Origin of the sequence: Yersinia ruckeri ATCC 29473, from assembly GCF_000754815.1 — a bacterium.
Taxonomy (GTDB): Bacteria; Pseudomonadota; Gammaproteobacteria; order Enterobacterales; family Enterobacteriaceae; genus Yersinia; species Yersinia ruckeri.
Genome location: NZ_KN150747.1, coordinates 3,137,014 through 3,152,284 on the forward strand (window position 1 = coordinate 3,137,014; position 15,271 = coordinate 3,152,284).

The following is a 15,271-nucleotide window of genomic DNA, read 5'->3' on the forward strand; positions in this document are numbered from 1 at the left end:
TTACGGCCTTGTAGTTGTAATAGATGAAGCTGAGAACCACTGCTGTACATTACTCATCGCAGCATGGGATGTGTCGAGAATGGGCTGCGGGTACACCCCCAGCAACACTAACAGCACCACTAACAGCAGGATGATGGACAGTTCCCTTGCACTCATGCCCGGTAATGCCTCTTCTGATTTTGCTGCGCCGTAATAAGCACGCTGCATCATAATCAGTGAGTAAACCGAAGCAAAAACCAACCCGAAGGTAGCAATCACGGTAATGACTGGCACCACCTGGAAGCTGCCGAACAGGATCATGAATTCGCCGACGAAGTTACCGGTACCCGGCATCCCCAATGTTGCTACCGCGAAGAACAGCGATAGCGCAGGCAAATATTTGATCCGCCCCCACAGGCCGCCCATCTGGCGCATATCGCGGGTATGTAGGCGCTCGTACAACTGGCCACAGATGATGAACATACCGGCGGCAGACAGGCCGTGGGCAATCATCTGAATCACCGCGCCCTGATAAGCCAACTGGCTGCCGGTGTAGATGGCAATCAGCACAAAGCCCATGTGAGAGACGCTGGTGTAAGCGATTAAGCGTTTGATATCGGTCTGGCAGAACGCCATCCAGGCACCGTAGAAAATACCGATAACGCCCAGCCACATGGCGATCGGCGCAAACTCATGGGAAGCATTCGGGAACAGCGGCAGACTAAAGCGCAGCAAACCATAAGCTGCGGTTTTCAGCAAAATCCCGGCCAAATCCACCGAACCGGCTGTCGGTGCTTGACTGTGCGCATCCGGCAACCAGCCGTGTAACGGCACTACCGGCATTTTCACCGCGAAAGCGATAAAGAAACCGAGCATCAACAGATATTCCACATTGTGGGACATCGGGGTTTTCAGCAGATTTTCGTAGTTGAACGTCCAAACGCCTGTGGCTTTGTAATGCACAAACACCAAGCCAAGAATGGCGATCAACATGATTAGACCGCTGGCCTGGGTATAAATGAAGAACTTGGTGGCCGCCGCGATACGCGTTTTACCGTCTGATGCTTTGTGACCCCACAAGGCAATCAAGAAGTACATCGGCACCAGCATCATTTCCCAGAAGAAGAAGAACAGGAACATGTCGATGGCGAGGAACACGCCGATTACCCCACCCAGAATCCACAACAGATTCAGGTAGAAGAAGCCCTGATTGCGCTGAATTTCACGCCACGAACAGAGGATAGCCAACACACCCAGTAGGCCGGTCAACACCACCATCAGCAGAGATAAACCATCTAACGCCAGATGGAATGAAATGCCGAATCGTGGGATCCACGGCAAGGTAAATTCTGACTGCCACTGCGGGATACCCGCCGGATTCATCAGTGAATAGTTGCCCTGTCCCCACAACAGCAGAGAAAGCGCCAACGTCAGCCCCATCGCGATTAACGCAACCCAGCGCGGTACTTTGGTACCGAAGCGCTCAAGCTGCCAGCACAGCAGACCGCCGATAAAGGGGATAAGAATTAGCCAAGGTAATAGCATGGCGTTTTGTGTCCCTAATTAAAGAGCCTATTCAGGCTTCTAAACGAAAAGCAACAGAGCCAGTATGACAACTGCACCCAGACCCATCGAGGCAACGTACCAACGTACCTGACCATTTTCACTGAACGTCAAACCGCGATTACCCAAGCGTGCCATCCATGCCGGTGTATTCATCAGGCTGTTCAGCGGGTCACGTTGCAGCAGTCTCGCAATCCACAAATAAGGTTTGACGAACAGGTGGTGGTACAGCCAGTCGAAGCCCCATGCGTTGAACCACCAGACGGTGAAGAAACGGCCAATCGCAGTTTGCGCGATGCTGTTTACCCACTGACGTTTGCCCAGATACAGTGCCGCTGCCAGCAGAATACCGATCACCACGATCACCCCGGAGAAAATCTCCAGCGGCATTTTACCTTCTTCACCCAGGTGAAGTTCTGGCAACACGCCCGCCAACGGCGGTGTAATCAACGCACCCACGAAAGTCGACAATACCATCAGCACGATCAGTGGCAGGCTATGAGTTATCCCTTTCACTGAATGTGCTTTGGTTTTCGCTTCGCCGTGGAACACGATAAAGATCATACGGAAGGTATACAGCGCGGTCAGGAATACCCCTACCAGACCGGCAACCATCAGATTGATATGACCGGTAGCCAAGGCGCCCCACAGGATTTCGTCTTTACTGTAGAAGCCGGCGGTAACAATCGGCAATGCAGCCAATGCCGCGCCGCCCACCAAGAAGCAGATATACACCAGAGGAATGGTTTTGCGCAGACCACCCATCTTGAAGATATTTTGCTCGTGGTGACAAGCCAGAATCACTGAACCAGAAGAGAGGAATAGCAAAGCTTTAAAGAATGCATGCGTCATCAGGTGGAAAATCGCCGCATCCCACGCCTGAACGCCCAGCGCCAGGAACATGTAGCCAATTTGGCTCATGGTGGAATAGGCCAATACCCGCTTGATATCGGTTTGCACCAACGCCGCAAAGCCCGCCAGCACCAAGGTGACCGCCCCGATAATCCCCACCAGATGTAGGACTTCGGGTGCCATCAGGAACAGACCGTGAGTACGAGCAATCAGATAGACACCCGCCGTCACCATGGTTGCCGCATGGATCAGCGCGGAAACCGGTGTCGGCCCTGCCATCGCATCGGCCAGCCAGGTTTGTAACGGCAACTGTGCCGATTTACCCACGGCACCACCGAGTAGCATCAGCGTCGCCCAGGTTATGGCAGTCGAGCCCATTTCCAGTTTCTGCGGTGCCAGTACCATCAGTTCGCGGATATTCAGCGTACCCAGTTCGTTGTAAAGAATGAACAGAGCAAAAGCCAGGAACACATCACCTACGCGGGTCACGATAAAGGCTTTCATCGCCGCCGCACCATTTGCTGGATTGGTGTAGTAGAAACCGATCAACAGGTAACTGCACAGCCCCACGCCTTCCCAACCTAGATACATCAGCAGCAGGTTATCCGCCAATACCAAGACCACCATACTGGCGATAAACAGGTTGGTGTAAGCGAAGAAGCGTGAGTAACCCTCTTCCCCACGCATATACCAAGAGGCATAAAGATGGATGAAGAAGCCGACACCAGTCACCACCGACAGCATGGTCAGCGACAGACCGTCCAGCGTCAGCGTCAGCGGAATACTAAAGTCACCCACCGACATCCAATGCCACAGGGTTTGGTTAAACACCTGAACCCCGGTTGCTTTCTGACTGAGGAAATCAACCGCAACGTAGGCGGTCACCAGCGCCGCCAAGCCAATCGAGCCGACCCCAACGGTGGCTGAGGTATTTTCCGACCAGCGACCACGGGAGAATGCCAGCAGTAAGAAGCCCAGCAGTGGCAGCAGAATTGTTAAATATAATAGGTTCATCCGCGCATCTCACTGACTGTATCAATATCCAGAGTATGACGGCGACGATACAGCTGAAGCAGTAAGGCCAGGCCAATACTGGCCTCCGCCGCCGCCAGCGTGATCGCCAGGATATACATCACCTGACCGTCAGCCTGACCCCAATAGCTACCCGCGACCACAAAGGCCAGCGCCGCCGCGTTGATCATCACTTCCAGACTGATCAACATAAACAGTAGGTTACGGCGTATCAGCAACCCAGATAGCCCCAAAACAAACAGAATGGCCGCCAAAATCAGGCCGTGTTGTAGAGGGATCATGCTTGTTCCTCCGTTTTTCTTTTCGCTGATTCGCTAGCGCCCAGCACGTCACCCGGCTTGTGTTCGCGCCCAATGTGGAAGGCCACCACCAGACCGGCCAGTAATAGCATCGAAGCCAGCTCCACCGCCAATACGTATGGGCCAAACAGGCTGATACCGACCGCTTTGGCGTCAACCATTTCACCGCTAATACCTTGATCGGTTAGGCTGCTAATGGCATAAATCAGTACCGATAACAGCACTAATGCCAACAGCGCGGGGCCAATCCAGACACTCGGCTTCAGCCAGGCACGTTCCTGCTCATCCACCTTGCCGAGATTCAGCATCATCACCACAAACACGAACAACACCATAATGGCACCGGCATACACGATAATTTCCAGCGCACCGGCAAAATACGCACCCAGTGAGAAAAATACCGCCGAAATCGCCAACAACGAAATAATCAGGTACAGCAAGGCATGTACCGGGTTGGTATGAGTAATGACGCGAATTGTCGCCACTACCGCGACCAATGCTGCTATATAAAATGCAAATTCCATGATCAACGGCTCCTTTAAGGCATCAGACCTTTAACGTCGATCGGTTTGGCTTCATTTTCGGCGTCGCCTTTCTGCTTGCCGTCAATCGCCATACCGGACATCCGGTAGAAGTTATATTCCGGATATTTACCCGGACCCGAGATCAACAAATCTTCTTTTTCGTAGACCAAATCCTGCCGTTTGAACTCACCCATTTCGAAATCCGGCGTTAGCTGGATAGCGGTCGTTGGGCAAGCCTCTTCACACAGACCACAGAAAATACAGCGGGAGAAGTTGACACGGAAGAATTCCGGATACCAACGGCCATCTTGGTGCTCGGCTTTTTGCAGAGAAATACAGCCCACCGGGCAAGCCACGGCGCACAGGTTACAAGCGACGCAGCGCTCTTCGCCGTCCGGATCGCGCGTTAGCACGATGCGACCACGGTAGCGCGGCGGCAGGTAAACCGGCTCTTCCGGATACATTTGGGTTTCGCGCTTGTGGAAGGCATGAAGGCCAATCATCCACAGGCTACGCACTTGGGTGCCGAAACCAACCACTAACTCTTTCAACGTCATGGTTTATTCACCCCTTATTGAGCGTTGTACAAAATGACCGCGGCAGTCGCCAGCAGATTCAGCAAGGTCAACGGCAGGCAAACTTTCCAGCCGAATGACATCACCTGGTCATAACGTGGGCGCGGCAACGATGCACGGATCAGAATGAACATCACCATGAAGAAAGCCGTTTTCAGCGCAAACCAGATAAATGGCGGCAGGAACGGGCCTTGCCAACCACCGAAGAACAAGGTGACGATCAACGCCGAGACCGTCACGATACCGATATATTCACCGACGAAGAACAAACCGAATTTCATACCGGAATATTCAATGTGATAACCATCGGCCAGCTCTTGTTCAGCTTCTGGCTGGTCAAAGGGATGACGGTGACAAACTGCAACGCCCGCAATGGCAAAGGTCAGAAAACCAAAGAACTGCGGGATCACATTCCAGACGTGTTCCTGAGAGTTAACAATATCCTGCATATTGAACGAACCAGCCTGCGCCACCACGCCCATCAGCGATAAGCCGAGGAACACTTCGTAGCTCAGGGTTTGTGCTGACGCACGCATCGCCCCTAACAAAGAATATTTATTATTACTGGACCAACCGGCGAACAACACGGCGTATACCGCCAGACCGGCCATCATCAGGAAGAACAGGATGCCGATATTCAGATCTGCAACCGCCCAGGTCGGGCTGACCGGAACGATGGCGAAAGACAGCAACAACGAGGTAAAGGCAATCACCGGTGCCAAAGTGAAGATCATTCGGTCGGAGAAGCGCGGTACCCAGTCTTCTTTGAAGAACATTTTGATCATGTCAGCGACCAGTTGCAGTGACCCGCCCCAGCCGACACGGTTTGGTCCGTAACGGTTCTGGAACAAGCCCAGCAAGCGGCGCTCGCCAAAGCTCATAAAGGCACCGCAGGTGACAACCACCAACAAAATCACTACCGCTTTCAGGACGGAGATCAGGATCTCGATCAATTCAGGGGTAAACCAGCTCATAATACTGCCTCCCGCAGGTTCTCAACGCGGGTTCCCACCAATACCGGTGGAATGCCCGGTAAGCCAAGCGGCAAGCCGACCTGACCTTGAGCCAAAGTTTCACTCAAGCGCACCGGCAGACGCAGAATCTGGCCAGAACAGTTGAATTCGACCAACGTACCGGCGTTAACCCCCAGTTTCGTGGCATCGATCGGATTGACCATCACATAAGGCGCTGGCATACGCTGCTGAATCACTTCTGAACGCTGGGACATTTCTTCACTACCGAACAAATGGTAGTAAGGAGCGACACACCAATCATCAGCGTTAGCCGTAAAGGCCGCAGGAACCTGGGTAAAGTAGGCGAGGCTGCCCTCCCCGGCTTCGATCAACCGAACACCCGGATCGCCAAAGCGTAATTTGCCACCCACCTCAGCCTGGAACTTGTTCCACGCTTGCGGTGAGTTCCAGCCCGGTGCCCAGGCAAATGGAATCTGCTGACGATCAGCCAGTGGGCTGTTATTCCCTTCCATTGAGAAAGCAAACGGCGTATCGATGTCTTGTGGTTGGCGCGGTTCATGCACGCTGATGTTGGCACGCATCGCGGTACGGCCACTGTAACGGTGCGGTGAGCGCGCCAGTTTCTGACCTCGAATACGGAAAGTCGCATCCGGCGCAGCTTCCACGATACCTTGTAGCTGTGGCAATGCGCTGACGCAGGCCTGAATCACATGGTCCAGTTGCGTCCAATCCACCTGACGGTGGGTATAAGTTGAATGCAGGGAATGCAGCCAACGCCAGCTTTCCAGCATCACCACGTGCTCATCGTAGTAAGTCGGATCGTAAACCTGGAAGAAACGTTGCGCGCGGCCTTCCTGATTCACCAAGGTACCGTCGCTTTCAGCAAAGCTGGCCGCAGACAGAATCAGGCTGGCTTTATCCATAATGGTCGTACGCTGATGATCCAACACGATTAGGTTTTCTACTTTGGCTAACGCGGCATCAACCCGATCCGCTGCCGCATGCCGGTAAAGATCGTTTTCCATCACGATAGCCGTATCGGCTTCGCCGCTGGTCAACTGAGCCAGTGCCTGATCCAGCGAACCACCGCCGACCATCGCCAAACCCATACTGTTTGCCGCTGCGGCCACAAAGGTAATGCCCACATCTGAACCACGGCCTTTTAGCGCTTTGGCGATGTTGGCTGCGGCTTCGATCATGGCATCGCTGCCCGCGTTGCTGCCACTAATGATCAGCGGTTTTCTCGCACCGGACAATGCCTGCACGATAATATCCACTTTACCTTTCAGATCCTTCGACAGATCGTCAACTGCAGGAGCGGATTCATCCAACGCATGGGCGATGGCGAAACCTAAACGCGCCTGATCGTCAACTGGTGCACGATAGTTCCAGGCGGCGATATCATCCATCCGGGTATGATCAACGTTAGTGATAAACAGTGGATGTTTAGCATGTTGGCCAATGTTCATAATGGCAGCGATTTGCCAGTCAGCCACTTTCTGCGCCGCTGCCATTTCACGGGCTTTACCTTTCACCGCCTGACGCACGGACAGCGCAATACGCGCGCCGGTCTGAGTCAAATCTTCGCCCAGAACCAACACCGCATCGTAGCTTTCGATTTCACGTAGCGCTGGCGTATAAATGCCACCTTCGCGCAGCACTTTCAGCATCAATTGCAGACGTTGTTGTTCGCTGGCTGCAATGCCGGTGTAGAAGTTTTCAGCGCCCACCAATTCGCGCAACGCGAAGTTGCTTTCCAGACTGGCGCGCGGTGAACCGATACCAATGGTTTTCTTCGCCTGACGCAGAATATCTGCTGCACCTTGCATCGCCTGTTCAGCATTCAGGGCGATCCAGTCGTTGCCACGGCGTTGCTGTGGTTGACGTGGTCGGTCTTTCAGGTTGACGTAACCATAACCAAAACGGCCACGGTCACACATAAAGTAGTGGTTCACGCTGCCGTTATAACGGTTTTCGATACGACGCAGTTCGCCATAGCGCTCGCCTGGGCTGGTATTGCAACCCACGCTGCACTGTTGGCAGATGCTAGGCGCAAACTGCATATCCCATTTCCGGTTATAGCGCTCGGAGTGAGTTTTGTCGGTGAAGACGCCGGTCGGGCACACTTCGACCAGGTTACCGGAGAACTCGCTTTCCAGCGTGCCGCTTTCGGTACGACCAAAGTAGACGTTGTCGTGCGCACCGTAGACACCAAAGTCAGTGCCATCAGCGTAATCTTTGTAGTAGCGCACACAGCGATAACAGGCGATACAGCGGTTCATTTCGTGAGAAATAAACGGACCGAGATCCTGATTCTGGTGAGTCCGTTTACTGAAACGGTACTTACGGAAACTGTGGCCGGTCATCACGGTCATATCTTGCAGATGACAGTTACCCCCCTCTTCACAGACCGGGCAATCGTGCGGATGGTTTGTCATCAACCATTCAACCACACTCTCACGGAACTGTTTCGCCTCGCTGTCATCGATAGAAATAAAGGTGCCATCGGTGGCCGGGGTCATACAGGACATCACCAAACGCCCACGGGTATCATCGGCGTTTTGGTATTGCTTTACCGCACATTGGCGGCAAGCGCCGACGCTTCCCAGCGCCGGATGCCAGCAAAAATAAGGAATATCGAGTCCCAGGGAGAGACAGGCTTGTAACAGGTTGTCGGCCCCGTTTACGTCGTATTCTTTGCCGTCTACATGAATCGTAGCCATAATCAGCATGCTTCCAAGTGGCTTGTGGCTGAACAGAGTCAATGTCTGTCACCGCGACATTGAATCGGTTGGTTTACAAGCGTTAATCAAAAATCCTGGCCCTTGCGGTAAACCACAAGGGTCTCTGTGCTACCAGCGCGCTTTTAGCAGGTTAGGTTGAATACCAGCGATGGCTCGGGTGTTGCCATAGTCTTTTGATGCGATCCCGGCTTCAAATTCGTCCCGGAAATATTTAATCGCACTTTGCAGTGGTTCAACCGCGCCTGGCGCGTGAGCACAGAAGGTTTTGCCCGGCCCCAAGAAGCGACAAAGCTGCTCCAACGTTTCAATGTCGCCCGGTTGGCCTTCGCCACGTTCCAGCGCCCGCAGAATTTTCACACTCCATGGCAAGCCGTCACGACAAGGGGTACACCAACCGCATGACTCACGGGCAAAGAACTCTTCCAGATTACGTACCAGCGAAACCATGCCAATTTCGTGATCCACCGCCATTGCCAATGCCGTTCCTAACCGGCTACCAGCTTTAGCGATATTCTCGAAATCCATTGGCAAATCAAGGTGATCGGCGGTCAGGAAGTCAGTACCGGCTCCGCCCGGCTGCCAGGCTTTGAATTTCAAGCCGTCACGCATGCCGCCAGCGTAATCTTCCAGAATTTCACGAGCACTGATACCAAATGGCAGTTCCCACAGACCCGGATTTTTCACCCGGCCAGAGAAGCCCATCAGCTTGGTACCGGCGTCGTTGCTTTTACCCGCTGTAATCCCCTGATACCAATCCACACCGTGTTCCAGAATAGCCGGTACGTTGCACAGAGTTTCTACGTTGTTGACGCAGGTCGGTTTGCCCCAGACGCCTGAAGACGCCGGGAATGGCGGCTTGGAGCGTGGATTGGCACGGCGACCTTCCAGCGAGTTAATCAATGCGGTTTCTTCACCACAGATATAACGCCCGGCACCGGTATGAACAATCAGCTCAAAATCAAAGCCGCTGCCCATGATGTTCTTGCCCAGCAAACCGGCTTCGGTGGCCTCGGCAATCGCACGGCGCAAGTGCACAGCGGCTTCAATATATTCTCCACGCAGGAAGATATAGCCACGGTAAGCCTTCAGCGCAAAGGCACTGATCAGCATTCCTTCCACTAACAAATGAGGCAATTGCTCCATCAGCAAGCGGTCTTTATAGGTGCCTGGCTCCATTTCATCGGCATTACACAGTAAATACCGAATATTCATACTTTCGTCTTTCGGCATCAGACTCCACTTCAAACCAGTGGAGAAGCCTGCGCCGCCGCGCCCTTTCAGACCCGCATCTTTAACCAGATTGACCACATCCGGTGGTGCCATGCCTGTTAACGCTTTTTCTGCCCCGGCATAACCGTTTTTGCTGCGATACTCATCCAACCATACTGGCTGTTTGTCATCGCGCAGACGCCAAGTCAGCGGGTGCATTTCCGCCGTGCGGATAATTTCTTTGGTGAAACCTGAATGAGCTGTCATGGATATTGCTCCAGTAACTGTTCAATTTCCTCAGGCTTCAGGTCGCTGTGAGTGTCGTCGTCGATCATCATCGTCGGGCCACGGTCACAGTTACCCAAGCAGCAGGTCGGCAGCAGGGTAAAACGACCATCAAAAGTGGTCTGCCCCGGTTGAATACTGAGTTTTTTCGAAATCGCCGCCTGAATTCCCTGATAACCGTTGATATGGCACACCACACTGTCACAGTACCGAATGACATGGCGACCTACCGGTTGACGGAAGATCTGGCTATAGAAGGTGGCCACGCCTTCCACGTCAGACGCTGGAATACCCAACACGTCAGCAATGGCGTAAATCGCACCGTCCGGTACCCAACCGCGTTTTTTCTGCACGATTTTCAGTGCTTCAATTGATGCGGCGCGAGCATCCTCGTAATGATGCTTTTCATGCTCAATGGCATCGCGTTCTTCAGCACTCAATTCGAAAGCTGCCATTGTGGTCGCCGATTCAGCCGCATTGACTGCCAGATTCGCCACATTTGGGTTTTCGTTATGATCCTGAGTCTCTTTTTGATCACTCATAATTAGCGGTCCACATCAGACATTACAAAATCGATACTGCCCAGATAGACGATCAGGTCAGATACCAGGCTGCCACGGATTACCGATGGGATCTGCTGCAAATGGGCATAGCTCGGTGTCCGTATCCGAGTGCGGTAGCTCATGGTGCTGCCGTCACTGGTCAGATAATAGCTATTGATCCCTTTGGTCGCTTCAATCATCTGGAATGATTCGTTTGCTGGCATCACCGGTCCCCATGAGACTTGCAGGAAGTGAGTGATCAGCGTTTCGATATGTTGCAGCGTGCGTTCTTTCGGCGGCGGCGTCGTCAGTGGATGGTCAGCTTTAAACGGCCCTTCTGGCATGTTTTTATAACATTGCTCCAGAATGCGCAGGCTCTGACGCAGTTCTTCCACTTTCAACATCACGCGGTCATAACAGTCGCCGTTATTGCCGATTGGCACTTCGAATTCGAAGTTCTCATAACCGGAATACGGACGCCATTTACGCACATCAAAATCGATACCGGTGGCACGCAGGCCAGCACCAGTGACGCCCCAATCCAACGCTTCTTTGGAATTGTAGGCAGCAACGCCAATTGAACGTCCTTTCAGGATACTGTTCTGCAAAGCAGCTTTGACGTAGGAATCCAGACGTTTTGGCATCCAGTCAAGGAAATCGCGCAGCAAACGCTCCCAGCCGCGTGGCAGATCGTGAGCCACGCCACCAATACGGAACCAGGCTGGATGCATACGGAAGCCCGTAATCGCCTCAATCACATCGTAGACTTTCTGACGGTCGGTAAAGGCGAAGAACACCGGGGTCATCGCACCCACGTCTTGAATAAAGGTACTGATGTACAGCAGATGGCTGTTGATGCGGAACAGTTCAGACAGCATCACGCGGATGGTATCAACCTTCTCCGGCACTTTAATCCCGGCCAGTTTTTCAACGGCCAGCACATACGGCATTTCGTTTACACAGCCACCGAGATACTCGATACGGTCAGTGTAAGGAATGTAGCTATGCCAGGATTGGCGCTCACCCATTTTTTCCGCACCGCGATGGTGATAGCCCACATCTGGCACGCAATCGACAATCTCTTCGCCATCAAGCTGCAACACGATACGGAAAGCGCCGTGAGAAGACGGATGGTTCGGGCCGAGGTTCAGGAACATGAAGTCTTCATTTTCAGTCCCGCGCTTCATCCCCCAATCTTCCGGTTTGAAGGTCAGCGACTCCATTTCCATATCTTCTTTCTGCTTGGTCAGAACGAAGGGATCGAATTCCGTGGCGCGCGCTGGGTAATCTTTACGCAGCGGATGACCTTCCCAGCTCTGTGGCATCATGATGCGCGTCAGATGCGGATGACCATCAAAGGTAATACCGAACATTTCCCAAGTTTCACGTTCATACCAGTTGGCATTCGGGAAAATTTGGGTTGCTGTGGACACATGCATGTCTTTTTCAGACAGTGCCACTTTCAGCATAATGTCGCGGTTACGCTCAATGGAAAGCAAATGATAGAACACGGAGAAATCCGCATCAGGCAAACCTTGGCGGTGAGTACGCAACCGCTCATCCACACCATGCAGATCGAACAACATGACGTAAGGCTTCGGCTGTTTTCTTAAGAACGACATTACTTCCAGCAATTGTTCACGCTTCACCCAGACTACCGGCATGCCGGTACGGGTGGCTTGAACAACAAAGGCCTCTGGCCCAAAACGGTTCGATAACTCCCCTATGACCGGATCATCAAGATGATCACGGGTTTGCCATGCTGGCAGGGCGCTGTCGGTCGTCGTATGATCTGTCATAATTTTTTTTCACCACAACTTTATTGATCACTACCGGGGTCATTTCGTGGTCAGTGCGCCGCGAATATCGCTGTCGTACCAAGATTGGCTGTCAATCGACAGAATCAAATCTCGTCAGGGGTACGCAGGTTAGTGACCGCAATTCGCTCAGCGTGTTTACGCTCGCGCTCTGGTTGCATATTGGCGCGATAAACGCCCTGATCGCCGACCACCCATGAAAGTGGGCGACGTTCTTTACCGATAGATTCCTGCAACAATAATAACGCTTGCATGTATGCTTCAGGACGCGGTGGGCAACCCGGGATATACACATCGACCGGCAAGAATTTATCCACTCCCTGAACCACGGAATAAATATCATACATGCCGCCGGAGTTGGCGCAGGCCCCCATCGAGATCACCCATTTGGGTTCCAGCATCTGTTCGTACAGGCGCTGAATAACTGGAGCCATCTTGGTAAAACAGGTACCGGCAACCACCATAAAATCGGCCTGGCGCGGCGATGCACGCAATACTTCGGCACCAAAACGCGCAACGTCATGTACAGCGGTGAATGAGGTCACCATTTCTACGTAGCAGCAGGAAAGACCGAAGTTATACGGCCAAAGAGAGTTTTTACGCCCCCAGTTCACCATGTCGTGCATCGCGTGCTCAAGTTTACCCATGTACACACTACGATGGATATCTTGCTCAAGAGGATCGCCGCTGATGGTTTCCTGTGATTGCAGGGGATAACGGTCGTTTTCACCGTTAGGGTCTATGCGGGTGAGCGTATAGTCCATGTTAATGCCTCGCTGTATTTATTGGCGCAAATCGGGCGGAATACCTTTGGAATTTGTGACCGTGCTCGGTTTGCTCACACGGCGATTAGAACGCCCCGGAGTCCAATCCAGAGCACCAATACGCACCAGATAAACCAAACCAGCCAGCAGCACCAAAATGAAAATGGTGGCTTCGATGAAGCCCGTCCAGCCGCTCTCACGAATAGAGATCGACCAGGCATACAGGTATAAGGCTTCAACGTCGAAGATCACAAAGAACATGGCGACCAGATAGAACTTGGCCGACAGGCGCATACGCGCGGAGCCAACCGAGTCGATACCGGACTCATAGGGAACGTTTTTGGCACGAGCCCGAGCTCTCCCACCCAGGAAGAACGCACCGAGCAGCATGAAACCGCACAGCCCTATAGCGCCAATGAGGAATACAGCGAACGCCCAGTGATGAGCGATAACTTCAGTGGTTGTTGACATACTCATTGCTTACTCATCAAAAGTGGTGTCGGACGTTCTGCTCTTGTGCCGGCAGTTAGTGCACCACATCGATTCAAGGGAAGGATAATAGCCACACAAATACACTGTCTTTATAACTATTTAGCCAGTTTAGCCAGTGTTTTACTGTGGGCTTTTTACTCCTTTCAGTAACCTTTTGTCAACTTTGACAAAAGTAACTACACATTAATTTACAAACGCATAATCTTGCTTAACATTTGGTGCGACTCAAAAAGCTAAATCGAGTCAGTCATTTGTTGAGCGCTATCATGCACATATAAAGCAACGTGATTCTTTCGCTTTTACTATACCATTGTCGCAGGAATAACCTGTTCTTCCACTCACTAGCTAGGGGTATTTTTTTGATCCAGAACACGTTTTGAGTGTTATTAGGCAAATTATTAGCAAAAATTAATTTTCTTTTGAAAACTAAAAAAATGAAACGTGGTTTTGAATAAAAAACATCAGTGTTATTAAGAAATTGATCGATGTCACATTTGACTGATGGATATCATGAATTGATAGCGTTTGTCCCGCTAGAGATAAGCAGTTAAAAAATAGGATGGCGGGAGAAAATGCGATGAAATGGGTAAAAAAAATATCTTCTTGCTAAGAAAATAATAATCCCCTGCTATAACAGGGGATTACGGACGAAGCATGATGCTAAATATTTTGATTAATTACCCATGAACAATTCGGAACCCTGGGATGGTTCTGTTCCAGATAGCAATGAAGGTTGATCACCATTTTGCATGGCACTAAAGATAGCCAATGCCAATTCATTCTCACAGGTACTGTCTTTACACAACGCATAATTGGTTTCAGGCAACCGAGGTAATCCTTCTGTTTCACCCAATACCCGCAGATCTGGACTCATCATTTCGATCGGCCTGGCGGTCACGCCCAACCCAGCCCTCACCGCAGCCCTGACAGCAGACAGCGAAGAAGCAACGTAGGCGATACGCCACGGAATACCCGCCTGGGTGAGATGTTCTATTGCCATGTCGCGAAATGGACTTGGCTCATTCATCACCACCAACGGAATAGGTTCTCCAGGCATAAACTGATAATCCGCCGAGCAATACCATAGCGTAGGTGAAGTACGCAAAATGATATGAGCCGGGTTATCCACTTTTGACGTTGTAATAGCCAGATCAGCCTCACCGCTACTCAACATATCCGCAATAAGTGGACTACGCTTAATCCGAACATCAATGGCTAACCGTGGATACAAGGTTGCAACCCGATGTAATAAAAACGGGAGCAAAGTATCTGCGGTATCATCAGATGCACCAATGGTCAGCACGCCTTCTACATTGCTATACATCAGAGAAGTGCAGGCTTCATCATTGAAACGCAATATTTTTCTGGCATAGCCAAGTAACTGGAGGCCATGTTCAGTCAGTAACTTGTTACGCCCGTGGCGAGCAAACAACTCTTTACCGACCAACTGTTCTAACCTTTGCATCTGCTGACTTACGGCTGATTGAGTTCGACACACTGCAGCAGCAGCGGCGGCGAAAGTATTCAGGTCAGCAACAGCGACAAAGGTTCTAAGCAGATCGAGGTCGAGATTAATTATCGGACGATTTGCATTTGTCATAGTGTATTCTTCACTTTTTT

General features: G+C 51.8%; 12 protein-coding genes and 1 pseudogene. All 13 read right to left on the reverse strand.

What is annotated here, in order from left to right:
• The 13 genes and pseudogenes from nuoM to rovM all read right to left on the reverse strand — a co-directional run bounded on the left by nuoM (nt 1) and on the right by rovM (nt 15,251).
• The gene (gene nuoM, locus DJ39_RS14090) at nt 1-1,524 is read right to left on the reverse strand and encodes an NADH-quinone oxidoreductase subunit M (RefSeq protein ID WP_004717842.1); all 1,524 of its coding nucleotides are present in this window, start codon (nt 1,522-1,524) and stop codon (nt 1-3) included.
• A 39-nt stretch (nt 1,525-1,563) separates the two neighbouring features.
• Nucleotides 1,564-3,408, reverse strand: a complete 1,845-nt coding sequence (gene nuoL, locus DJ39_RS14095) for an NADH-quinone oxidoreductase subunit L (RefSeq protein WP_038251498.1) — start codon at nt 3,406-3,408, stop codon at nt 1,564-1,566.
• A complete protein-coding gene (nuoK, locus tag DJ39_RS14100) occupies nt 3,405-3,707 on the reverse strand; it encodes an NADH-quinone oxidoreductase subunit NuoK (RefSeq protein ID WP_038244227.1) in 303 nt (100 codons plus the stop codon). The genes nuoL and nuoK overlap by 4 nt, the downstream gene beginning before the upstream one ends.
• On the reverse strand, nt 3,704-4,249 hold the full coding sequence (gene nuoJ / locus DJ39_RS14105; RefSeq protein ID WP_004717845.1) for an NADH-quinone oxidoreductase subunit J: 546 nt from the start codon (nt 4,247-4,249) through the stop codon (nt 3,704-3,706). The genes nuoK and nuoJ overlap by 4 nt, the downstream gene beginning before the upstream one ends.
• Nucleotides 4,250-4,263: 14 nt before the next feature.
• A complete protein-coding gene (gene nuoI, locus DJ39_RS14110) occupies nt 4,264-4,806 on the reverse strand; it encodes an NADH-quinone oxidoreductase subunit NuoI (protein WP_004717846.1) in 543 nt (180 codons plus the stop codon).
• 14 nt (nt 4,807-4,820) lie between these two features.
• Nucleotides 4,821-5,798 (reverse strand): NADH-quinone oxidoreductase subunit NuoH, encoded by a 978-nt coding sequence (gene nuoH / locus DJ39_RS14115; protein WP_038244231.1) that lies wholly within the window; start codon nt 5,796-5,798, stop codon nt 4,821-4,823.
• Nucleotides 5,795-8,521 (reverse strand): NADH-quinone oxidoreductase subunit NuoG, encoded by a 2,727-nt coding sequence (gene nuoG, locus DJ39_RS14120; protein ID WP_038251770.1) that lies wholly within the window; start codon nt 8,519-8,521, stop codon nt 5,795-5,797. Before nuoG ends, nuoH begins: the two co-directional genes overlap by 4 nt.
• A 129-nt stretch (nt 8,522-8,650) precedes the next feature.
• Nucleotides 8,651-10,018 carry an NADH-quinone oxidoreductase subunit NuoF gene (nuoF, locus tag DJ39_RS14125; RefSeq protein ID WP_038244234.1) on the reverse strand — a complete coding sequence of 456 codons (1,368 nt, stop codon included), beginning with the start codon at nt 10,016-10,018 and terminating at the stop codon, nt 8,651-8,653.
• Nucleotides 10,015-10,514: pseudogene (gene nuoE / locus DJ39_RS14130) on the reverse strand (NADH-quinone oxidoreductase subunit NuoE). Before nuoE ends, nuoF begins: the two are co-directional and overlap by 4 nt.
• Nucleotides 10,515-10,580: 66 nt before the next feature.
• Nucleotides 10,581-12,377: an NADH-quinone oxidoreductase subunit C/D gene (nuoC, locus tag DJ39_RS14135; RefSeq protein WP_004717851.1), complete on the reverse strand. Its 1,797-nt coding sequence runs from the start codon at nt 12,375-12,377 to the stop codon at nt 10,581-10,583.
• Nucleotides 12,378-12,481: 104 nt separating this feature from the next.
• On the reverse strand, nt 12,482-13,159 hold the full coding sequence (locus tag DJ39_RS14140; protein ID WP_004717852.1) for a NuoB/complex I 20 kDa subunit family protein: 678 nt from the start codon (nt 13,157-13,159) through the stop codon (nt 12,482-12,484).
• 18 nt (nt 13,160-13,177) lie between these two features.
• Entirely contained in the window at nt 13,178-13,636 is a 459-nt protein-coding gene (nuoA, locus tag DJ39_RS14145) for an NADH-quinone oxidoreductase subunit NuoA (RefSeq protein ID WP_042525361.1), read from the reverse strand.
• A gap of 688 nt (nt 13,637-14,324) precedes the next feature.
• On the reverse strand, nt 14,325-15,251 hold the full coding sequence (gene rovM / locus DJ39_RS14150) for a virulence transcriptional regulator RovM (protein ID WP_004717854.1): 927 nt from the start codon (nt 15,249-15,251) through the stop codon (nt 14,325-14,327).
• Between the last annotated feature and the right edge of the window lie 20 nt (nt 15,252-15,271).